General features: G+C 69.6%; 18 protein-coding genes. 2 read left to right on the top strand and 16 right to left on the bottom strand.

Features of this window, described 5'->3' with window-relative positions:
• Positions 1-49: 49 nt before the first annotated feature.
• From ACWPOC_RS20625 to ACWPOC_RS20650, 6 genes are all read right to left on the bottom strand, one after another.
• Complete coding sequence (locus tag ACWPOC_RS20625) at positions 50-1,357, bottom strand: ammonium transporter (protein WP_120282246.1); 1,308 nt, start codon at positions 1,355-1,357, stop codon at positions 50-52.
• Between the two features lie 244 nt (positions 1,358-1,601).
• Positions 1,602-3,206, bottom strand: a complete 1,605-nt coding sequence (gene ftsY / locus ACWPOC_RS20630; protein WP_455409249.1) for a signal recognition particle-docking protein FtsY — start codon at positions 3,204-3,206, stop codon at positions 1,602-1,604.
• A 12-nt stretch (positions 3,207-3,218) separates the two neighbouring features.
• Positions 3,219-6,845 carry a chromosome segregation protein SMC gene (smc, locus tag ACWPOC_RS20635; protein ID WP_455409250.1) on the bottom strand — a complete coding sequence of 1,209 codons (3,627 nt, stop codon included), beginning with the start codon at positions 6,843-6,845 and terminating at the stop codon, positions 3,219-3,221.
• 229 nt (positions 6,846-7,074) lie between these two features.
• Positions 7,075-7,362 (bottom strand): acylphosphatase, encoded by a 288-nt coding sequence (locus ACWPOC_RS20640; RefSeq protein WP_120282241.1) that lies wholly within the window; start codon positions 7,360-7,362, stop codon positions 7,075-7,077.
• 3 nt (positions 7,363-7,365) lie between these two features.
• A complete protein-coding gene (locus ACWPOC_RS20645; RefSeq protein WP_120282240.1) occupies positions 7,366-7,803 on the bottom strand; it encodes an OsmC family protein in 438 nt (145 codons plus the stop codon).
• A complete protein-coding gene (locus tag ACWPOC_RS20650; RefSeq protein ID WP_455409251.1) occupies positions 7,796-8,767 on the bottom strand; it encodes a LysR substrate-binding domain-containing protein in 972 nt (323 codons plus the stop codon). Before ACWPOC_RS20650 ends, ACWPOC_RS20645 begins: the two co-directional genes overlap by 8 nt.
• 94 nt (positions 8,768-8,861) lie before the next feature.
• Between ACWPOC_RS20650 and pcaH the strand changes: the two genes are divergently transcribed.
• Complete coding sequence (gene pcaH / locus ACWPOC_RS20655) at positions 8,862-9,593, top strand: protocatechuate 3,4-dioxygenase subunit beta (protein WP_006551212.1); 732 nt, start codon at positions 8,862-8,864, stop codon at positions 9,591-9,593.
• Entirely contained in the window at positions 9,590-10,273 is a 684-nt protein-coding gene (gene pcaG, locus ACWPOC_RS20660; RefSeq protein ID WP_120282239.1) for a protocatechuate 3,4-dioxygenase subunit alpha, read from the top strand. The genes pcaH and pcaG overlap by 4 nt, the downstream gene beginning before the upstream one ends.
• A gap of 36 nt (positions 10,274-10,309) precedes the next feature.
• Here pcaG and mutM read toward each other — a convergent pair whose 3' ends face one another.
• The 10 genes from mutM to ACWPOC_RS20710 all read right to left on the bottom strand — a co-directional run bounded on the left by mutM (position 10,310) and on the right by ACWPOC_RS20710 (position 22,454).
• Positions 10,310-11,173, bottom strand: coding sequence for a bifunctional DNA-formamidopyrimidine glycosylase/DNA-(apurinic or apyrimidinic site) lyase (mutM, locus tag ACWPOC_RS20665; protein WP_120282238.1), 864 nt, complete (start codon positions 11,171-11,173; stop codon positions 10,310-10,312).
• 6 nt (positions 11,174-11,179) lie between these two features.
• A complete protein-coding gene (rnc, locus tag ACWPOC_RS20670) occupies positions 11,180-11,983 on the bottom strand; it encodes a ribonuclease III (protein WP_120282237.1) in 804 nt (267 codons plus the stop codon).
• A gap of 11 nt (positions 11,984-11,994) precedes the next feature.
• Positions 11,995-12,177: a 50S ribosomal protein L32 gene (gene rpmF, locus ACWPOC_RS20675; protein ID WP_006551208.1), complete on the bottom strand. Its 183-nt coding sequence runs from the start codon at positions 12,175-12,177 to the stop codon at positions 11,995-11,997.
• 2 nt (positions 12,178-12,179) lie between these two features.
• Positions 12,180-12,794: a YceD family protein gene (locus ACWPOC_RS20680; RefSeq protein WP_120282236.1), complete on the bottom strand. Its 615-nt coding sequence runs from the start codon at positions 12,792-12,794 to the stop codon at positions 12,180-12,182.
• Positions 12,795-12,895: 101 nt separating this feature from the next.
• A complete protein-coding gene (locus ACWPOC_RS20685; RefSeq protein WP_120282235.1) occupies positions 12,896-13,654 on the bottom strand; it encodes a DivIVA domain-containing protein in 759 nt (252 codons plus the stop codon).
• 139 nt (positions 13,655-13,793) lie between these two features.
• Complete coding sequence (coaD, locus tag ACWPOC_RS20690; RefSeq protein ID WP_120282234.1) at positions 13,794-14,285, bottom strand: pantetheine-phosphate adenylyltransferase; 492 nt, start codon at positions 14,283-14,285, stop codon at positions 13,794-13,796.
• Entirely contained in the window at positions 14,282-14,848 is a 567-nt protein-coding gene (rsmD, locus tag ACWPOC_RS20695; protein WP_120282233.1) for a 16S rRNA (guanine(966)-N(2))-methyltransferase RsmD, read from the bottom strand. Before rsmD ends, coaD begins: the two co-directional genes overlap by 4 nt.
• A complete protein-coding gene (locus ACWPOC_RS20700) occupies positions 14,845-18,246 on the bottom strand; it encodes a pyruvate carboxylase (protein WP_120282232.1) in 3,402 nt (1,133 codons plus the stop codon). The genes rsmD and ACWPOC_RS20700 overlap by 4 nt, the downstream gene beginning before the upstream one ends.
• Positions 18,247-18,428: 182 nt before the next feature.
• On the bottom strand, positions 18,429-20,720 hold the full coding sequence (gene recG, locus ACWPOC_RS20705; protein ID WP_120282231.1) for an ATP-dependent DNA helicase RecG: 2,292 nt from the start codon (positions 20,718-20,720) through the stop codon (positions 18,429-18,431).
• Between the two features lie 45 nt (positions 20,721-20,765).
• Positions 20,766-22,454, bottom strand: a complete 1,689-nt coding sequence (locus ACWPOC_RS20710) for a DAK2 domain-containing protein (protein ID WP_120282230.1) — start codon at positions 22,452-22,454, stop codon at positions 20,766-20,768.
• Positions 22,455-22,567 lie beyond the last annotated feature (113 nt).

Genomic DNA, 22,567 nt, shown 5'->3' on the forward strand with positions numbered 1-22,567 from the left:
CAGAGCCCGCTGGCCGCTGTCATCCCTGCTCGCTGTCGTGGTCTTCTTATCACTTGAGAGCCGGCGCGAAGTCGTATGCGGATTCCGCATGTTCGGCTTCGTCGATACCGCGGGCCTCTTCCTCGTCGCTCACACGCCAGCCCATGGGCTTGAGTGCGAGGGCGATCACTGCGGTGACGACGGCGGTGAACACCAGGGCGACGACTGCGATGACGATCTGGATGACGAGCTGCTTGTAATCGCCACCGTAGAACAATCCGGTCTCGGTGCCGAGGAAGCCGATGGCGACCGTGCCCCACAGGCCGGACACGAGGTGGACACCCACGACGTCGAGCGAGTCGTCGTAACCGAACTTGTACTTCAGACCCACGGCGAGGGCGGACAGGACACCGGCGATGACGCCGAGGGCGATCGATCCGACCGGGCTCAGCGAGCCGGCAGCGGGGGTGATGGCGACCAGGCCGGCGACGGCACCGGACGCGGCACCGAGGCTGGTGGCCTTGCCGTCACGGATGCGCTCGGTGAGGAGCCAGCCGAGGATGGCGGCAGCGGTGGCGGTGGTGGTGTTGACCCAGGCCAGGCCGGCGGTACCGTCGGCGGCGAAGGCGGAGCCGGCGTTGAAGCCGAACCATCCGAACCACAGCAGCGCGGCACCGAGCATGACGAACGGCAGGTTGTGCGGACGGAAGGCGGTGCGTCCGAAGCCGGCGCGCTTGCCGATGACGATCGCCAGGACGAGAGCGGCGATACCGGCGTTGATGTGCACGACCGTGCCACCGGCGAAGTCGATCGGGTGGACCGCGGCAGTCAGGCCACCTTCACCGTCGTCGACCGTTCCGAACAGTGCGGCCGCGATGCTGTCCTCGGAGCCCGAGAGCAGACCGCCGCCCCACACCATGTGGGCGAGCGGGAAGTAGGCGCAGGTCACCCAGATCGCGACGAACGCCATCCACGTACCGAACTTCACGCGCTCGGCCAGCGCACCGCTGATCAGGGCGGTGGTGATGATCGCGAAGGTCACCTGGAAACCGATGTCGATGATCTGCGGGTAGTTGCCGATGCCGGCGAGGAATTCCCCGTCTTCGCCGTAGATGGCGCCCTGCAGACCGAACTGCTCGAACGGGTTCGCGAAGATGCCGAGCACGCTCTCGGTGCCGTAGGACATCGACCAGCCCCACAGGACGTAGATGACGCCGATCAGTGCCATCGCCCCGAACGACATCATCATCATGTTGAGCACGGACTTGGAGCGGGACATCCCGCCGTAGAAGAACGCCAGGCCCGGGGTCATCAGAAGCACGAGCGACGCTGCTATCAGCATCCACGCTGCGTCGCCGGTGTTCACCACTTCCTCCACTTGCAACCTCCCTGTAGGCCGCGCCGATCGGCGCGTTGTCGAGGGAAAGCTTGCTGCCCGGATGTTTCCGTGGAGGCGCCGCGCTGTTTCGTGGGCGTGAACGCAGGAACCGACCTTGTTTCATCCTTGTTTCACACTTTTCGGACACCGCATCCCCACCGACGGAACCGGCCGCTGCCCGCGTGAGCGGACAGCGGCCGGAACGACGGACGCGGTGCGGATCAGCCCAGCAGAGCAGCGTCGATCAGCCCAACAGGGCGTCCACGAAGGCTTCCGGTTCGAAGGGTGCGAGATCGTCGGCGCCCTCACCGAGGCCCACCAGCTTCACCGGGACGCCGAGTTCGTGCTGCACCTGGAAGACGATGCCGCCCTTGGCGGTTCCATCGAGCTTGGTGAGCACCACACCGGTGATGTCGACGACCTCGGCGAACACGCGGGCCTGCATCAGACCGTTCTGGCCGATCGTCGCGTCGAGGACGAGCAGCACCTCGTCGACGGCGGCCTTCTTCTCCACGACTCGCTTGACCTTGCCGAGCTCGTCCATCAGGCCGGTCTTGGTGTGCAGGCGGCCGGCGGTGTCGACGAGGACCGCGTCGACACCGTTGTCGATGCCCCTCGCGACGGCATCGAACGCCACCGCGGCCGGATCGGCGGCCTCCTTGCCGCGGACGACCTCGGCACCGACGCGTTCGGCCCAGGTCTGCAACTGGTCGGCGGCCGCGGCACGGAAGGTGTCGGCGGCACCGAGCAGCACCCGGCGTCCGTCCGCGACGAGCACGCGGGCGAGCTTGCCGGTCGTCGTGGTCTTGCCGGTGCCGTTGACACCGACGACGAGCAGCACGGCGGGATGGTCCTCGTGCGGGAGGGCCCTGATGGAACGGTCGAGCTCGGGACGGAGCTCGTCGACGAGCACGCTGCGCAGCACGGCGCGGGCGTCGGTCTCGCTGCGCACGTTGTTCACGACCATCTCCTCACGCAGACGGTCGACGATCTTGGTGGTCGTCGCGGCGCCGAGGTCGGCGACGAGCAGCGTGTCCTCGATCTCCTCCCAGGAGTCCTCGTCGAGGTCGCCGCCACCGAGCAGACCGAGCAGGCTCTTGCCGACCGCCGACTGCGAGCGGGCCAGACGGCCACGCAAGCGGACGAGGCGACCCGCGGTGGGTTCGATCTCCTCGATCGGGGCTGCCGGCGGAACAGCGGCCGGTCCGGCCGGTTCGACAATTTCCGGTTCGACGACTTCAGGTTCGGTGACCTCGGGTTCGGCGACCTCGGGTTCGGCGACGGTCTCGGTCGCCGGGGCGGGCTCGACCTCGGGTTCCGGTGTCGGTGCGACTTCCGGTTCGGGGGCGACCTCGGGCTCGACGGGCTCGGGAGCGGGTCGCTCCGACTCCGGAGCGACCTCGGGTTCGACCGGCTCCGGTTCGGCCGGCTTCGGTTCTGCGGGCTTCGGCTCGGGCTTGGGCTCGACCTTCGGCGCAGGCGCAGGCTCCGCCTTCGGTTCTGTGGGTGCGGGTGTGCTCGGCGGAGCTTCGGTGATCTCCTCCGGCAACGGCACCGTGCGGGGCGCGGGCTCCGGCTTCGCCGCAGGCTTCGGTGCCGGTTTCGGCGCCGGTTTCGGCGCAGGCCGGGGGGCCGGCGCCGGCGGCGCGGCCGTGCCCTGCGAGAAACTGAATCCGCTCTGCGCCTTGTAACCGCCCGAGCGGTCCTTGGTCTCGGCGGAATCGAGCTGCGGGGTCTCGGGCGCCTTCAGCGACACCTGCCGCCGCCGGTAGAGGGTCAGACCGACGACGAGCGCGACGAGAACGACCGCCAGCGCGGCGGCGATGACTATCCAGGCTCCGGTACTCACGCACCCATACTGTCAGGCTTGGAGCTCTTCCTCCGGTTCGGGGACCGGTGTCGCGATCTCGCGTCCGCGCAGTCGCTGCGAGATGACCCGGGTGATGCCGTCGCCCCGCATGCTCACGCCGTACAGCGCGTCGGCGACCTCCATCGTCGGCTTCTGGTGCGTGATGACGATGAGTTGGGACTTCTCGCGCAGCTGCTCGAACAGCCCGATCAATCGTCGCAGGTTGGTGTCGTCGAGCGCGGCTTCGACCTCGTCCATCACGTAGAAGGGTGAGGGACGGGCCCGGAAGATCGCGACCAGCATCGCCACCGCGGTCAGGGACTTCTCGCCGCCCGACAGCAGCGACAGGCGCTTGACCTTCTTGCCCGGCGGGCGGGCCTCGACCTCGATGCCGGTGGTGAGCATGTCGCTGGGGTCGGTGAGCACGAGCCGTCCCTCCCCACCGGGGAACAGCTTCGCGAAGACCTGTTCGAACTCACGCTCGACGTCGGCGTAGGCCTCGGTGAACACCTGCAGGATTCGCGCGTCGACCTCCTCGACGACAGCGAGCAGGTCCTTGCGGGCGCTCTTGACGTCCTCGAGCTGGGTCGACAGGAAGTTGTAGCGCTCCTCGAGCGCCGCGAACTCCTCCAATGCGAGGGGGTTGACGCGCCCGAGCGTCGCGAGATCCTTCTCGGCGCGCTTGGCCCGCCGCTCCTGGGTGGCCCGGTCGTAGGGCATCGGTTGCGGAGCGACGACCTGTTCGCCGCGTTCGCGGGCCTGCTCGTACTCGGCCATCTCCAGCGGCGTCGGCGGCAACGGCACGTCGGGGCCGTACTCGGCCACGAGGTCGTCGAGGGCGATGCCGTGCTGCTCGAGAATCGTCTGCTCGAGCTGCTCGATCCGGAGCGAGGCCTGCGCCCGGGCCACTTCGTCGCGATGCACCGCGTCGGTGAGCTGGTCGCGCTGCGCCGACAGTTCGCGGACGAGTTCGCGGGCCCGTTCGAGCTGCTCGGCGCATTCGGCGCGGCGCCGGTTCAGGTCGTCGCGCTGTGCGAGTGCCGTCGCCACGGCCACCTCGAGTTGTTCGGCGAGTCGCTGCCCTGATTCGGCCACCGCAGCGGCGACGGCCGCCGCCTGACGACGCGCGACGCGGGCACGTTCGGCACGAGCACGGGCCTCGCGCTCGGCCTGCGCGGCACGACGAAGCGAATCCGCCTTGCCCCGAAGCGCTTCGGCGCGTTCCTCGGCCGTGCGCGCCGCGAGTCGCGCCTCGACCTCGACGGCCCGGACCTCGGCGAGGGCGGCCGCGGCCATCTCCCGTTCGGCGGCGGTGTGTTCGGTGCCGGCACCGTCGCTACTTCCGGCCGAGTCGTCCTCGGCCAGACGCAGTCGCTCCTCGAGTTCGACCAGCTTCTCTCGTGCCGCGTCGCGTTCCTTCTCCGCTTCGGTGCGCTGGGCCGCGAGCCGTCCGGATTCGGCGTGGGCGGTGCGCGCTGCCTGGCCGAGCCGGCCGAGTTGTTCGTAGACGGCCGACATCGCCGCGTCGGACTCGTTGAGCGCGGCGAGGGTCTGTTCGACGTGTTCGGCGCGTTCGGCCTGCTCCGCGAGTGCGCCCGCGAGGGCTGCGGCCAGTTCCTCGGAGCGGCGTTCGGCCTGTTCGAGACCGGCACGGGAAGTGTCGATCGCCGCCTGGATCTCGAGGGTGCTCGGGGCGCGGTGCGAGCCGCCGACCACCCAGCCCGCACCGGCGAGGTCTCCCCCGCGCGTCACGGCACGCAGGTCGGGCCGGGCGGCGCAGACCCCGAGGGCGGTGGGCAGGTCGTCGACCACGACGGTGCGGGCCAGCAGGCCGTCGACGCCTCCGTGCAGGTCGGCGGGGCACTCGACGACCTCGCGGAGCCATCGGGCACCGGTCGGCAGGTCGCCGGTGTCGGTGGGGCCGGCTGCGCCGGGCAGGACGAACGCCACCCGGCCCTGGTCGGCGTCGGCGAGCGCTGCGACCGCCGAGATCGCGGCGTCGGCCGACTCCACCTCGAGGGCATCGGCCGCGGCGCCGAAGGCTGCTGCGACGGCTGCCTCGTATCCCGGGGACACCCGGAGCCGGTCGGCGAGGCGTCCCACGAGTCCGTCGCCGGACCGCGTGTCGATCAGCCAGGCGGCGCCGTCGGTGCGTTCGAGGCCCATCGACAGGGCCTCGATGCGGGCGCCGAGGGAGGCGACCTCCTTGCCCGCAGCGCGTTCTGCTTCGTGGAGTTCGGTGACCCGCTCGTCGGCGAGCCGCTGCGCTTCCAGGGCTCGTTCGTGCTGCGCGTCGGCGTCGATCTCACCGGCGTCGAGATCGTCGATGCGTGCCTGAGCGGTCTCGAACTCGGCCTGTGCGGCGACGCCGCGGAGCCGCGCCTCCTCGATGGCGACGGTCAGGCGCGCGATCTCCGCGTCGATCGACTCGGCGCGGGTGCGCATCGTCTCGACCTGACCGGCGAGACGCGCGAGGCCCTCGCGCCGGTCGGCGACGGCACGCACCGCGGCCAGATGTGCGCGTTCGGCGGCCGCTGCGGCCTCCTCCTGCTCGGCGAGCTGCTCGCGAGCCGCCTCGAGGGCTCCGTGCGCGATCTCGACGGCCTCGACCAGTTCCGCTTCCTCGGCGGCGATCCGGTCGGCGCGGGCTTCCATCTCGTCGGGATCCTGACCGGAGCGATCCTCGGGTTCGGCGTGCAGGTGCCGGGCGCGTTCCTGCGCGACCCGCACGGTCGCCGACACACGCTCGGCGAGGGCGGACAGGCGGAACCAGGTCTGCGACGCCGCTTCGGCGCCCGGCGTGAGCTGCGCGAGGGCTTGTTCGTGACGGGCGAGTTCGGCGTTCGCGTCGTCGAACGCCGCGAGCACGGTGTCGAGCCGCTCCCGGACCATCTTTTCCTGCTCGTCGTGCCCGGCGAGTTCGGCACGACGCGTGACGAGGTCGTCGGCGGCCAGTCGTAACCGCGCGTCGCGCAGGTCGGCCTGGATGGTCTGGGCGCGACGTGCAACCTCGGCCTGCCGGCCGAGCGGTTTGAGCTGACGGCGCAGTTCGGCGGTGAGGTCGGTGAGACGGGCAAGATTGGCCTGCATCGAGTCGAGCTTGCGCAGCGCCTTTTCCTTGCGCTTGCGGTGCTTGAGGACGCCGGCGGCCTCCTCGATGAACGCGCGTCGGTCCTCCGGGCGGGATTCGAGGATCGCGGCGAGGCGGCCCTGGCCGACGATGACGTGCATCTCGCGGCCGATACCGGAGTCGGACAGCAGTTCCTGCACGTCCATGAGACGGCAGGAACTGCCGTTGATCTCGTATTCGCCCGCACCGTCGCGGAACATGCGGCGGGTGACGGAGACCTCGGAGTACTCGATGGGCAACGCGCCGTCGGAGTTGTCGATGGTGAGCGTGACCTCGGCGCGTCCGAGCGGCGGGCGGCCGGCGGTTCCGGCGAAGATGACGTCCTGCATCTTGCCGCCGCGCAGGGCTTTGGCACCTTGCTCCCCCATCACCCAGGTGAGCGCGTCGACGACGTTCGACTTGCCGGACCCGTTGGGTCCGACCACACAGGTGATGCCCGGTTCGAAACGCAGAGTCGTCGACGAGGCGAAGGACTTGAAGCCCTTCAACGTCAGACTCTTGAGGTACATGGGTGAGAACTCTACCGGCGGGTTGTGACCGCTTTCCTAGGCCGGGTGCACCCTCGAGACGGTCGTGTTGCCTACGTTCAGGTACACGGTGGGACCCTCGACGACGATGCCACCCGGACCGGTCACCTCGGGTAGCACGGTGGTCACGCTGCCGTCGGGAGTGATCCGGCGCAGCGCTCCGGGGCCGACGAAGGAGGTGTCCGAGACGAACGGACAAACAGGACGGATGTCAGCGTTCGACGAAGCCGGTGAGGTCGCCGCGCGCGGGATCCCAGGATTCGACGACGAGCCGCACCTCACCGGGGGTGTCGCCGGATCGCAACCACGCGAGGAGCTGTTCGAGCGCGGACCGGGGGCCTTCGGCGACGACCATCACGCGACCGTCGGGATGATTCGTCGCGTGCCCGACGAGCCCGAGTTCGAGTGCGCGGGCACGCGTGAACCAGCGGAAACCGACCCCCTGGACGCGGCCGTGCACCCACGCCGTGAGCCGTTCGACGTCTGCGGGGGCGCTCATCGATCAGTCCTCGGGGGTGATCGTCAGCGAGACCTCGGTGCCCGCCTTGAGGGTGCGGCCCACCGTGCACACCTTGTCGACGGACCGTTCTACGAGGGCGATGAGACGGTCCCGTGCGTCGGCGTCGAGCTCCGACAGGTCGAGGACCATCTCCTCCTCGAGGTGCGGGTAGACCTCGTTCTCGCGGTCGGCGGCACCGGAAACGCGGATCGTCGCGTCGTAGTCGTCGCCGAGCCGGCGGGACAGCGGGAAGTCCGAAGCCATGCCGGAGCACGCGGCGAGCGCGATCTTGAGCAGCTCGCCCGGGGTGAAGACGCCCTCGACGCTCTCCGAGCCGATGAGCACCTCGGCGCCGCGGGAGCTGCGGCCGGTGTAGCGGCGCGTGCCGGTGCGCTCGACCCACAGCTCGGTGGCGGGAAGGTCGGAAGTCTGGTCAGCCATGGGGGAAATCCTGCCATGTCCCGTCGACCGGGATGTCGCGCAGGATGGTCACGAAGTCCTCGACCGCGGCGGACGACGCGTCGGCACTGCGTCGCAGCACTCCGACCGGTTCGACGGTGCCCGCGGTGGGCACGTCCAGGCGCCGGACCACGCCGTCGGCGAGGTCGTCCCGGGCCGCGCGTTCAGTGGTGATCCACACGGCGTCGCTGCGCCGGACCACCCCGCGTGCCACGGCGAGGTCGAGTGTCTCGATCAGCCCGACCGGCAGTCGCAGGCCGTGACGTTCGAACAACGCCTCGGTCGCGTGGCGCGGCACGGTTCCGCCGGTCGCGACCACCAGGGGGTGTTCGAGCGTGTCGGCGACGGAGACGGAACGCTCGGCGAGGGGGTGGCCGGGCCGGACGACGAGGATCAACGTCTCGGCGTACAGGAGCTCGAACGACAGCCCGACCATCCGGGACGGTTCGGCCATGCGCCCGAGGACGACGTCGAGGGCGCCGGCGGCGAGCGCCGACAGCAGGACGGCATTGGGGTCGGTGCGGATCCGGATGTCCAGATCCGCGCGCATGCGCCGCAGCTCCGCCAGGGCTTCGGGGAGTACGGACCCGGCCACGGTGGGCAGGGCCCCGATCCGCAGCGGTTCGCGGGCGGGTTCGGCCGCTCCTGCCAGTGCGGCCACCGCTGCGTCCAGCGAGGTGGTGACGTCCTGCGCGTATCGCAGGAAGCGGTGACCCGCCACGGTGAGACGCGCACCGTGTCGGCCGCGGTCGAGGAGTTTCGCTCCGGCGAGCACCTCGAGCTCGTTGAGGGTCTTCGTGACGGCCGGCTGACTCAGCTGCAACAGTTCGGCGGCCCGCCCGACCTGACCCTCGCGCGCGACGGTGACGAAACATCTCAGGTGCCGGAGGCGGATGCGTCGCGCCTGCTCCGGGGCGAACGAGGACGGACCGAACTCGGATTGCATCACTGGAAGTTATGAATCAACTGCTGTTTTGTCAATTTACATGAGTTTTTCTTCACCCTATGGTGGTGTCCACAGCTCAGAGATCGGAGATCGCATGTCCACCGGCGAATACGTCGAGCGCGACCACACACTGCACCCACCCGCGCTCACCCCCGGCTACCGCACATCGGTGCTGCGCGCACCGCGCAACGCGCTCATCACGCCGAAGCCGACCCTGTCGGAGATCACCGGACCCGTCTTCCGCAGCGACGAGCTCGGCGCCCTCGACAACGACCTGATCCTGAACTTCTCGAAGGACGGCCTGCCGATCGGTGAGCGCATCATCGTCCACGGCTTCGTCAAGGACGAGTTCGGCAATCCGGTCGAGGGCGCACTCGTCGAGGTGTGGCAGGCCAACGCCGGTGGCCGGTACCGCCACAAGAAGGACACCTATCTCGCTCCCATCGATCCGAACTTCGGCGGTTGCGGGCGGATGCTCACGGACGCGAACGGCTACTACCAGTTCCGGACGATCAAACCCGGCGCATATCCGTGGGGCAACAGCCGCAACGCCTGGCGCCCGGCGCACATCCACGTGTCGATCCTCGGCCGCGGGTGGGCGCAGCGCCTGATCACCCAGCTGTACTTCGAGGGCGATCCGCTCATCGAGAAGTGCCCGATCGCGCGGACGATCCCGACCGTGGATCAGCTCCGCAGTCTGATCGCCCAGGAGGATCCCGCCTCCAACGCTCCGTTCGACGCCCGTGCCTACCGCTGGGACATCACCCTGCGCGGTCGCCGGGCCACATTCTTCGAGAACACCGACCTCCCGGGAGCCCCGCGATGAGCCTGCCCACCGATCCCTACCGGCCCGTGCCCCCGCTGCTCCCCCGCGCGATGGTCACACGTTTCCCGGAGACGCCCTCGCAGACCGGCGGCCCGTACGTCCACATCGGGCTCGCGCCGCAGCAGGCCGGCTTCGACATCTTCGACAACAACTTCGGCAACGTCCTCGTCACCGACGAGACCGAGGGCGAGCGAATCGTGTTGGAGGGCCGTGTCATCGACGGCACCGGCACCCCGGTGCGCGACGCCCTGCTCGAGAGCTGGCAGGCGAACGCCCACGGCCGGTACGCACATCCCGACGACGCACAGGACAAGGACCTCGGTCCGAACTTCCGCGGCTGGGGACGCACCGGCGGCGACTTCGAGACCGGCGTGTTCACGATCGAGACGATCAAGCCCGGCGCCGTCACCAACCCCGACGGCTCCGTCTCGGCACCCCACATCCTGCTCGTGATCTTCGCGCGCGGCATCAACCTCGGCCTGCACACGCGGGTCTACTTCGAGGACGAGGCCGAGCTCAACGCCGACGATCCCGTCCTGAAGGGCATCGAATGGGAGGTGCGGCGCAACACCCTGATCGCGTCGCGTTCCGAGCGCGACGGACGCACCGTCTACACGATCGACATCCGGCTGCAGGACACCCCGGACGGTGGCGCCGAGACGGTCTTCTTCGACATCTGAACCACCACGTTCCGAACGGCCCGGTATGCGCCTGCGCTACCGGGTCGTTCGCGGTCGTGGCTGACACTTCGGGCAGCTGTACGACGAGCGGTTCATGAACTTCTCGCGGCGGATCGGCGCGCCGCAGCGTCGGCACGGCTCGTTCTCGCGCCCGTAGACGTTCAGGGAACGCTCGAAGTAACCGGACTCCCCGTTGACGTTGACGTACAGAGCGTCGAACGACGTACCGCCCTGCCCGAGAGCCTCCGCCATCACCTCGGTAGCCGCATCGAGAGCCGACCGGAGCTTCGGACGCGACAGCGCGTCGGTCGGCCGGTTGCCGTGAATCCTTGCGCGCCACAGCGCTTCGTCGGCGTAGATGTTGCCGATGCCGGAGACGACGGTCTGGTCGAGCAGCGCACGCTTGATCTCGGTGTGCTTGGTGCGCAGCACGGCCACGACCGCGTCCGGGTCGAACCGGGAATCCATCGGGTCGCGGGCGATGTGCGCGACCGGCAGCGGCAGACGATCACCGTCCACCTCGACGAGCGGAGCCAGGGCCCAGCCTCCGAAGGTGCGCTGGTCGACGAAACGCAGATCGGCACCGTTGTCGAGGACGGCGCGGATACGCAGATGCTTCTCGTCCGGCACGGTCGGAGGCTGCACGAGCATCTGCCCGCTCATCCCCAGGTGCACCACGAGCGCCAGATCGGCCGGTTCGAGCACGAGCCACATGTACTTGCCGCGACGCTCGACCGAGGCGACCTTCTGACCGGTCACCTGCAGTGCGAGATCGCGCGGACCGGGCTCGTGCCGGCGGACGGCACGCGGATGCAGCACCTGTACCGAGTCCACCGTCGCGCCGACGACGTGCGCGTCGAGTCCGCGACGGACCACCTCGACCTCGGGAAGTTCGGGCACCTGCGGTCAGTTGCTCTCGGTGGGCGTCTCGGCGGATCCGGACTGCTGATCGGAAGCCCCGACATCACCGGCTTCGGCAGCAGTGCCCTCGGTCAGCGCGTTCCACGCGGCCGACGCGGCCTTCTGCTCGGCTTCCTTCTTGGTACGTCCGACACCGGTGCCATAGGGATTGCCACCGATGAGGGCGGTGGCGGTGAATTCCTTGTCGTGGTCGGGACCCGTGGCGGTGATCTCGTAGGCGGGAACACCGAGACCGCGTTCGGCGGTGAGTTCCTGCAGACTCGTCTTCCAGTCCAGACCGGCACCGAGGCGGGGGCCGCGTTCGAGCAGTGCGGCGAACAGGCGCAGGACCACTTCGCGCGCGACGTCGATGCCGTGGGCGAGATGGACGGCGCCGAGAAGCGATTCCATTCCGTCGGCCAGGATGCTGGCCTTGTCGCGTCCGCCCGTCAGCTCCTCGCCCTTACCGAGCAGGAGGTGCACTCCGAGCCCACCTTCTCCGAGGCCGCGCGCCACCTCGGCGAGCGCGTGCATGTTGACGACGCTCGCGCGGATCTTGGCGAGTTCGCCCTCGGACTTGTCCGGGTGGGTGAGGTAGAGCTTTTCGGTCACCGCGAGCCCGAGGACGGCATCGCCGAGGAACTCGAGACGTTCGTTGGTGGGCAACCCGCCGTTCTCGTAGGCGTACGAGCGGTGGGTGAGCGCCAAGGACAGCAGTTCTGCGTCCAGAGGCACGCCGAGGGCGGCGAGGAGAGACTCGTGGCTCTCTTCGCCGCCCTCGGTAGCTGTTTCGGAGGACTTGCTCGTCACGTGAATACCGATTAGACGGGCGCGGTCACCTGACGGCCGTTGTAGGTGCCGCACGACGGGCACGCCACGTGGGGCAGCTTCTTCTCTCCGCAACCCCGGTTCGGGCAGGTGACGAGCGTCGGCGCAGTGGTGTTCCACTGGCTGCGCCGCGACCGGGTGTTGGAACGCGACATTCTGCGCTTGGGGACGGCCACGTCTACTTCTCCTCGTTGTTCGAGCTGTCGATTTGACTGCTGGGTTCTTCGGAGCCCGCGCCGAACTTGGCTGCCAACCCAGCCCAGCGAGGATCCATTGTCTCATGACGGTGCCCGGATTCTGCAATCGCCAGGCGAATGCCGCATTCGGGGCACAATCCCGCACAGTCGTCACTACACAACGGCTGCAGCGGAAGTTCCAGACCCACCGCGTTCACGAGGACCGGTTCGAGATCGATCAGATCGTTCTCGACGCGGTACACCTCGTCGTCCTCGGTGGTCTGCTCCGTAACGCTGTTCGGGTAGGCGAACAGCTCGGTGAGGTACACGTCCACCGGCTCGGTGAACGACTCGAGGCACCGAGAGCACTCACCGACGGCGTCGGCACGAACACTACCGGTGACCAGGACGCCCTCGGACACCGACTCCAGGCGGAGATCGAGATCGATCTCGGAGCCTTCCTCGATCGCGATCAGATCGAGCCCGATGCGCGAGGGTGACGGCACCTTCCGCTCGACCGTACGCATCGAACCGGGCCGACGGCCCAGGGAGAGCGTGTCGAACACCAGCCCGGAGTCCCGGCCGGAACGGGACGTGCTGGAATCACGGGTGGACACGGGGAACTCACCTTCTTCGGACGACGCAGGACACGACTCGGTCGTGATAGGGCAACCGCTCCATGATACGCGATGGGCGGCAGGAGCGAAAATCCCGCGGGTCAGCGGCGACGGCTCGCCCGGTGGTCGGCCTCCGCGAAGTCGGGAGCACCCGACAGCCGCAGCTGCTGCCGGCCGCGGCCGACGGACCGCAGCGTGGTGCCGAGCAGTTCCTCGAACTCCGCCAGCTTGCCGTCGATGTACTCGTCGCACTCGGTCCGGAGACGGTCGGACTCGGCGTGGGCCGAATCGATGACTCGCGCCGACTCGGCGTGTGCGGCCTGCACGACCTCGGTCTGCGACACCAGGCGTGCCTTCTCGGCCTCACCCTCGGCCACGGAACGCTCGTAGGACGCCTGCCCGGACTCGACCAGGCGGTCGGCCTCGATGCGGGCACGCCCGGTCACGCTCTCGTACTGCTTGTTGCCCTCGGCCACGAGATCGTCGGCCTCGGCCTGCGCATCGCGCACGAGTTCCTCGGCGTGGGCGCGGGCCTCCTTGACCATGCGGTCCGCCTGGGCCTTCGCGTCCGCGAGCATCCGGTCGGCGTCGGCGCGCGCGTCCTCGAGGAGGGTGCGCGCCTCCTCGTCGGCGTCCCCGACGGTCTTGTCGGCCTGGGCCCGCGCATCGTTGATCAGCTTGTCGCGGTGATCGAGGACGTCCTGCGCGTCGTCGAGTTCGGGCGGCAGCGCGTCGCGCACGTCGTCGAGCAGTTCGAGGACATCGCCGCGCGGTACCACGCAGCTCGCCGTCATCGGAACGCTACGTGCCTCTTCGACGATTGCGACCAGCTCGTCGAGTGCCTCGAATACCCGGTACACGCCCAACCCCAATCACTCGCTCGACACGACCGGTGCGGTCGCGCCGCCGTCCAGTCTGCCGCAGCGCAGGGCACGCTCGTGTGCCCTGCGCTCGGTGTGTCGGGATACGGCCGTCACAGGCCGCGCGGGAGGGTGCGGTCTATTTCGCGGCGGCCCGCTCGGCCAGGCGCGCGAGCAGACGATCGTGCACGGAGCCCGGCAGCATCTCGGAGACGTCGCCACCGTAGGTCGCGACCTCCTTGACGAGCGAGCTCGACAGGTAGCTGTAGACCGGGTTGGTGGCGACGAACAGCGTGTCGACGCCGGTGAGCTTGTGGTTCATCTGCGCCATCTGCAGCTCGTAGTCGAAGTCGTTGGCGCCGCGCAGACCCTTGACGATCGCGGTGATCCCCCGCTCCCGGGCGTAATCGACGAGCAGGCCCTGCCAGGCGTCGACCGTGACGTTCGACAGGTGCGACGTGGCCTCGGTGAGCATCTCGAGGCGTTCGTCGATCGTGAACATCCCCTGCTTGTTGGGATTGATCGTGACGGTCACGACGACCTCGTCGAACTGGGCCGAGACCCTGCCGATGACGTCGAGGTGTCCGTTGGTGACCGGGTCGAAGGATCCTGGGCAGACCGCGCGGCTCATGACCCAGCACCGTAGCAGGTGGCGATCTCCACTCTCGTCTCGCCGTAGCGCTTCGACCTGCCGACCTCGAATCCCTGCGGCCACACCGTTTCCGGTGATCGCGACGACCGTTCGACCACGACGATCGAGCCGTCCTCTACCCAGCCTCCGGACACGAGCGTCTCGAGCATGCCGGTGACGGCCTCCTCGGTCACGGCGTAGGGCGGGTCGGCCAGGACGAGGTCGTAGACGCGGTCCGGGGTGCCCGCGAGTACAGCGGATACCGGTGCGGTGCGCAGCACCGCACCGGACAGTCCGACCGTCGCGATGTTCTCGCGGATCACGCCCGCCGCCTTCGCGTCGGACTCGACGAGCATCGCGTGCTCGGCGCCGCGGGACAGCGCCTCGAGACCGAGCGCCCCCGACCCCGCGTAGAGGTCGAGGACGGCGGCTCCGTCGATGTCCATGCGTGCGTCGAGCGAACTGAACAGGGCTTCGCGCACCCGTTCGGAAGTGGGCCGGGTCCCGCGGGGCGGCACCTTCAGGCGCCGCCCCCCGGCCCGGCCGGCGACGATCCGTGTCACTCGGCGCTGTCTCCCGTGGACACCTCGACGAGCAGGTCGCCACCTTCGACCTGTTGCACCGGCCCGATCGCGACGCGCGTGATGCGTCCACCGCGCGGCGCGGTGATCGCGGCCTCCATCTTCATGGCCTCGATCGTGGCGACGGTGTCGCCGGCCGAGACGCTGTCGCCCTCGGACACGACGAGGGTGACCATGCCGGCGAAGGGCGCCGCGACGTGACCGGGATGGTTGCGGTCGGCCTTCTCTGCGGCAGGGATCTCCGCAGCCACCGAGCGGTCGCGCACCGACACCGGGCGCAGCTGCCCGTTGAGGATGCACATGACCGTGCGGTAGCCCTTCTCGTCGGCATCGGAGATCGCCTCGAGGCCGATGAGCAGTTCGACACCCTTGTCCAGGCGCACCCGGTGCTCGTCGCCGTGACGCAGACCGTAGAAGAACTGGTTGGCCGACAGCTCGGTGGTGTCGCCGTAGGTCTCGCGGTGCTGCTCGAACTCCTTCGCGGGGCCCGGGAAGAGCAGGCGGTTGAGCATGCGGCGACGCTCGTCGGACGAACCGCCGAGGGCCTTCTCCTCCTCCGGCGCGAGCGGGGTGACCGGTTTGGGCTCGGCGCGGCCCGACAGCGCCTTGCTGCGGAAGGGCTCGGGCCAGCCGCCGGCCGGGGTTCCGAGATCGCCGCGCAGGAAGCCGATCACCGAATCGGGGATGTCGTACTTGCCGGGCTCGGCGGCGAAGTCGTCGACCGAGACGCCCGCGCCCACGAGGTGCAGCGCGAGGTCGCCGACGACCTTGCTCGACGGCGTGACCTTGATCAGGCGGCCCAGGAGGCGGTCGGCGCCGGCGTAGGCGGCCTCGACCTCCTCGAAGCGGTCGCCGAGGCCCAGCGCGATGGCCTGCTGGCGCAGATTCGACAGCTGACCGCCGGGGATCTCGTGGGTGTAGACGCGGCCGGTCGGTGCGGGCAGGCCCGACTCGAACGGTGCGTACACCTTACGCAGCGCCTCCCAGTACGGCTCGAGATCGCACACGGCCTGCAGGTCGAGACCGGTGTCGAACTCGCTGTTCGCCGCGGCGGCGACGATCGCCGACAGGGCGGGCTGGCTCGTCGTACCGGCCAGCGCCGCGGACGCACCGTCGACGGCGTCGGCACCGGCATGCCAGGCCGCGAGGTAGGTGGCGAGCTGACCGCCCGGGGTGTCGTGCGTGTGCACGTGCACGGGCAGATCGAAGTTGCTGCGCAGCGCCGACACGAGCGTCGCGGCAGCCGGGGCGCGCAGCAGACCCGCCATGTCCTTGATGGCCAGGACGTGCGCACCGGCCTCGACGATCTCCTCGGCCAGACGCAGGTAGTAGTCGAGCGTGTAGATCGTCTCGTTCGGGTTCGACAGGTCGCCGGTGTAGGACATCGCGACCTCGGCGAGGGTGGTGCCGGTCTCGCGGACGGCGTCGATCGCCGGGCGCATCTGGTCGACGTTGTTCAGCGCGTCGAAGATGCGGAAGATGTCGATGCCGGTGTCGGCGGCCTCCTGCACGAAGGCGCGGGTGACGGCCTCCGGGTAGGGGGTGTAGCCGACGGTGTTGCGTCCGCGCAGCAGCATCTGCAGGTTGATGTTCGGGATCGCCTCGCGCAGCGCCGCGAGCCGCTCCCACGGATCCTCGTGCAGGAAGCGCAGAGCGACGTCGTAGGTCGCGCCGCCCCACGCCTCGATCGACAGCAGCTGCGGCGTCATCCGGGCCACGTGCCCGGCCACGGTCAGCAGGTCCTTGCTGCGCACGCGGGTCGCGAGCAGCGACTGGTGGGCGTCGCGGAAGGTGGTGTCGGTGACGCCGATCGCCTTCTGCTCACGCAGCGCACGGGCGAAGCCCTCGGGGCCGAGCTCGAGCAGACGCTGACGCGAACCGGCCGGCGGCTCGGCGTTCAGATCGATCGCGGGCAGCTTGTCGTGCGGGTAGACCGTGGTGGTGCGTTCACCGTGCGGCTTGTTCACCGTCACGTCGGCGAGGTACCGCAGGATCTTGGTACCGCGGTCGGCGGACGAGCGCAGCGTCAGCAGGTGCGGGCGCTCCTCGATGAACGAGGTGTTGACGTTGCCGCCGCGGAAGTCCTCGTCGTCGAGCACCGCCTGCAGGAACGGGATGTTCGTGGCGACGCCGCGGATGCGGAACTCGGCGACCGCGCGGCGCGCGCGGGCGACCGCGGTCTCGAAGTTGCGGCCGCGGCAGGTGAGCTTGACGAGCATCGAGTCGAAGTGGGCGGAGATCTCCGCGCCGACCGAGGTGCCGCCGTCGAGACGGATGCCGGCACCGCCCGGGGTGCGGTAGCCGGTGATGCGGCCGGTGTCCGGACGGAATCCGTTGGCCGGGTCCTCGGTCGTGATGCGGCACTGCAGCGCCGCGCCGCGGATGGTGATGCTGTCCTGCGACAGGCCCAGTTCCTCGAGCGACTCGCCCGCGGCGATGCGCAGCTGGGACTGCACGAGGTCGACGTCGGTGATCTCCTCGGTGACCGTGTGCTCGACCTGGATACGCGGGTTCATCTCGATGAACACGTGGTTGCCGCGTTCGTCGACGAGGAACTCGACGGTTCCTGCGCACTGGTAGCCGATCTCCTTGGCGAAGGCGACGGCGTCGGCGCAGATACGGTCGCGCAGCTCGGGATCGAGATTCGGGGCAGGGGCGAGCTCGATGACCTTCTGGTGGCGGCGCTGCACCGAGCAGTCGCGCTCGTACAGGTGGATGACGTTGCCGTGCTTGTCGGCGAGGATCTGCACCTCGATGTGCCGCGGGTTGACCACGGCCTGTTCCAGGAAGACGGTGGGATCGCCGAAGGCGGCGTCTGCCTCGCGGGAGGCGGCTTCGATGGCCTCGCGCAGCTGGGAGGGTTCGGCGACCCGGCGCATGCCGCGTCCGCCACCACCGGCGACAGCCTTGACGAAGACCGGGAAGTTCATCGTCTCCGAGGCGGCGACCAGTTCGTCGACGTCCGACGACGGCTCCGACGACGCCAGCACCGGGAGGCCGGCGGCCTTCGCCGAGGCGATCGCGCGGGCCTTGTTGCCCGTCAGCTCGAGGATCTCCGCCGACGGACCGACGAAGGTGATGCCCGCTTCGGCGCACGCCGCGGCGAGGTCCGGATTCTCGGAGAGGAAGCCGTAGCCGGGATAGATCGCGTCGGCACCGGCCGACACGGCCGCTTCGACGATCTTCTCGACCGACAGGTATGCGCGGACCGGGTGCCCCTCCTCACCGATCTGATAGGCCTCGTCGGCCTTCAACCGGTGCAGGGAGTTCCGGTCTTCGTACGGGAACACCGCGACCGTCCCGGCACCCAGTTCGTAGGCGGCACGGAACGCGCGGATCGCGATCTCGCCACGGTTGGCGACAAGCACTTTCGAGAACATTGGTCGACGGTACCGCGACGTAACATGCCGCCTTCGACGCGCGTTCCACATCGTGGGACAAGGCGTCCGGATGGCACGACTGGAACGATGCAGTCGGCCCTGTCGTAACACGGCGTCAACATGCCGGGCACGGCCACCGAAACCTCACCGCGGGCTCTGGGGCACGGTGTACGGAACGTAACTCACGACTTGTCGAGATACGCCACGCGTTCGGCGTCGAGCGCGGCCCGCACCATGCTCGCGAGCCCCGGGTGGTGTTCGAGGCCGGGATCCTTCTCCGTCACCGTCCGGGAGAAGTCGCGGGCTGCCTCGATGACGTCGGCGTCGTCGACGAGCGAGAGCAACCGCAGCGTCGACACGGTGCCGGACTGGGCGACACCGAGGACATCGCCCTCGCGGCGCAACTGCAGATCGAGCTGGGCGAGCTCGAAACCGTCGGTGGTGCCGGCCACGGCCTCGAGCCGCATCATCGTCGGGGTCGCGGGCTTCGCGTCGGTCACGAGCAGGCACAGGCCCTGATGGCCGCCACGACCGACGCGACCGCGCAGCTGGTGCAGCTGGCTGACACCGAACCGGTCGGCATCGACGATCACCATCACGGTCGCGTTCGGCACGTCGACACCGACCTCGACGACGGTCGTGCACACGAGCACGTCGAGCTCCGCGGCGTTGAAGGCCTGCATCACCGCGTCCTTCTCGTCGCCGGGGAGGCGGCCGTGCAGCAGCCCCACCCTCAGGTCGCGCAGCGGACCGGAGGTGAGGAACTCGAACTGCTCGAGCACCGAGACGGTCTCGGGCGGGGCCTGCTTGCCCTTCGTCGATCCCGACGGCTCGGGCCCGTCCGGATCGAAGAGCGCGTCGTCGTCGGAATCGCCGTCGCCGATGCGGGAACACACCACGTAGGCCTGCCGTCCGTCGGCGACCTCCTCGCGGATGCGCTCCCACGCGCGGTCGACCCACTTCGGATGCACCTTCGCCGGGACCACGCGGCTGACGATCGGCGACCGTCCTCGAGGGAGTTCGCGCAACGTCGAGACCTCGAGGTCGCCGAGCACCGTCATCGCGATGGTGCGCGGGATCGGCGTCGCGGTCATCACCAGCACGTGCGGGGACGCGCCGTCGCGACCTCGCGACCGCAGTGCGTCGCGTTGTTCGACACCGAAACGATGCTGCTCGTCGATCACCACGAGACCGAGGTCGAAGAACTGCACCGTGTCCTCGATCAGCGCGTGCGTGCCGATGACGATCCCGGCATCGCCCGTCACCGTCTCGTTGAGCGCGGCCCGCTTGCGTGCGACCCCCATCGAGCCGGTCAGCAGAGTCACGCGGGTCGCGAGTTCGTGGGCGCCGAGTTCGCCCGCCGCGGCGAGATCGCCCAGCATCTTCGTGAGCGAGCGCGCGTGCTGCGCCGCGAGCACCTCGGTGGGTGCGAGCAGCGCGCACTGCCGACCGGAGTCGATCACCTGCAGCATCGCCCGCAGCGCCACGATGGTCTTGCCCGAGCCGACCTCGCCCTGGAGCAGCCGGTTCATGGGGTGTTCGCGTGCGAGATCGGCCGCGATCTCGTCGGCCACCGAGAGCTGCCCGGCCGTCAGCTCGAAGGGCAGCCGCCGGTCGAACTCGTCGGCGATTCCGCCCTCGCGACGCGGGCAGGACGGCGCCGACCGCACCTCGACGTCGTGCCGGCGTCCGGCGAGCACGAGCTGCACCGCGGCGGCCTCGTCGAACCGCAGGCGGTCGCGTGCCCGGTCGATCTCCTGCTTCGTGTCGGGCAGGTGGATCGAGCGGAGCGCCTCGTCGAGGCCCACGAAGCCGTGCTCGTCGCGCACCCACTCGGGCAGCGGATCGTCGACGTGATCGAGCTGGTCGAGCACCTGCCGCACGCAGCGCATGACGGTCCACGACTCGACCTCGCGAGTCGCGCGGTACATCGGGATCAGCGCTCGGTCGAAGACCGACATATCGACCCCCGACCCATCCTGCGCGGTGCGGGCGAGACCCGCCAGGGCGCCGGCGCCCCGCACCCGTGCGGGGGTTGCCGAGACCAGATCCTCGGCGTCGCGCGGCTCGGGCAGCACGAGATAGCTCGGATGGGTCAGGCTCCACTTGTCGCGGAAGTACTTCACGGTGCCCGAGAACATCGCGCGCACGCCTGGCTTGATGTTGTGCTTGACCCGGTGCGGGTTGAAGAAGGTGACGTCGATGCTGTGGCGATCGGAGCGCAACCGCACCGCGAGGCGCTTGCCGGCGCGGGACTTCATCGGCACCTCCTGCGCCGACTCGACCCGCGCGATGATCGTGATGTGCTGGCCCTCCGCGGGCCGACTCTCGCCGAGCTCGGCACCCTGGGTGGCGTAGCGGTGCGGATAGTGCCTCAGCAGATCCTCGACGGTGGTCATCCCGAACGCGTCGTGCAAGGCGTCCGCCGTCTTGCGGCCGAGGACATGATCGAGCCGGTCCGCGAGTGTCGCCACTGCCGTCCCTTCCGCTACTCCTGCGGTGGCCTCGCGGCGCACCGGCTACTCGACGCCGAGCTGCAGCAGGTCGCTGCGCTGACCGCCCTGGTAGACCACCACGTCGATCTCCGGGTGACGGCGATCGAGGTGAGCGGCCAGTTGCTCGACGAGTCCGTCGGGGGCGTCGGCGCCGACCAGCATCGTCACGAGCTCGCCGCCCGCGGCGAGAATCCTGTCGAGCAGCGACGCTCCCGCTGTCACCAGATCATGCTCGATCACTACGACATCATGGCCGGCCAGTCCGAGACTGTCGCCGGGCTCGCACGTTCCGACCCAGGTCAGCGCACGTTCGTTCGCGTACCGCAGCGATCCCCAGCGCACGCACGACGCCGCCTCCGACATCGCGAAGGCGTCGTCGACGGTGGCGCGCATCGGGTCGTGCACGGCCAACGAGGCCAGTCCCTGGACCACGGAGGAGGACGGCAGGAACATCACGTCGCGGTCGTCCCGCCGCGCCCGGGCGCCCACGGCGACGACGTCCTGCGCGGAGAGCGCACCGTTGGGGAGCACGAGGACGTCCCGGCTCGGCAGTTCCCGGATCGCCTCGAGCAGTTCGTCCGGGGCCGAGATCTCCTCGGCCCGCAGCACCCGGGCACCCTCCGCCTCGAACAGTTCGGCCGCGCCCTCGCCGCCCACCACTGCGAGGACCGCCCGGGACTGCTCCTCCGCCGGCTCGGCACGGACCGGGGCGGGAGCCGTGCCGAGCGCCCCAGCGCCGTCGCCGCACCCGCGACGCGCGGACTCGAGCGCGAAGCACGTGATGTCGATGCGGCTCAGCGAACCCGCCGCGAGACCGGCCTCCACGGCGGCTCCGGGATCGCAGCAGTGCACGTGCACGGACCAGCACCCCGATCCCCCGGCGACGATCGCGACCGAGTCGCCGAGCGCGTCGAGAGACGACCGCAGGGCGTCCATGCACGCGTCGTCGGAGTTCCCGACGAGATACATCACCTCGTATTCCTGCTGGTCGCCGTCGTGACGTTCGTCGACGATCTCGGGTTCGACCACGGGCCGCGAGGCGCCGGCGAGCACCATCCGGCGATCGGGACGTGTTCCGGTGGCGACCTCCACCAGGCAGTCGAGCAGCACGAGCAGGCCGAGACCGCCGGCGTCGACGACCCCGGCCTCGGCGAGGACGTCGAGCTGAGTGGTGGTGCGCTGCAGCGCGTCGGCGGCGGCATCGGCACTCGCGACGGCGACATCGCACACGGTCGCATCCGTCTCCGAGGCGACGCGGGTCGCGCCGTCGGCCGCAGCTTCGAGGACGCTGACGATGGTGCCCTTCGCGGGTGCACTGAGCGCTCCGGTCACGAGCGTCGCGGCGTTGGAGAAGGCGGCGGCGAGGTCCCGGGCGCCGATCGTCGTCAGTCCCGCGATCGCGTCGGCGAGACCGCGCAGTGCCTGCGCCAGGATGATCCCGGAGTTGCCCCGTGCCCCGGCGAAGGCGCCGCGCGCGAGCCCTTCGGCGACGTCGGATGCGGTGAGCGCGCCGTCCACGGGCCCGCCGATCCGGGCCGCCGCGGCCTGCAGGGTGATCAGCAGATTGTTTCCGGTGTCCCCGTCGGGCACCGGGAAGACGTTGAGCGAGTTGATCTCCGCTCGGCGCTGTTCGAGCGCTTCCACACCGAACTCGACCCACCGGCGCAGCGCCCGCCCGTCCACCGTGTCCTCGGCTCCGAGCAACGATTCCACCCCCTTCGCCTCGTCCTACGGGCATCGTCCACCTCTACGATCGGTACCGTTGCGCACGGTGCCGAGCCCTGGCGAACAGGTTAGCCGCGACCCGGCGCACCGTCCGGTTTGGC

This window comes from Rhodococcus sp. 5G237, from assembly GCF_053764735.1.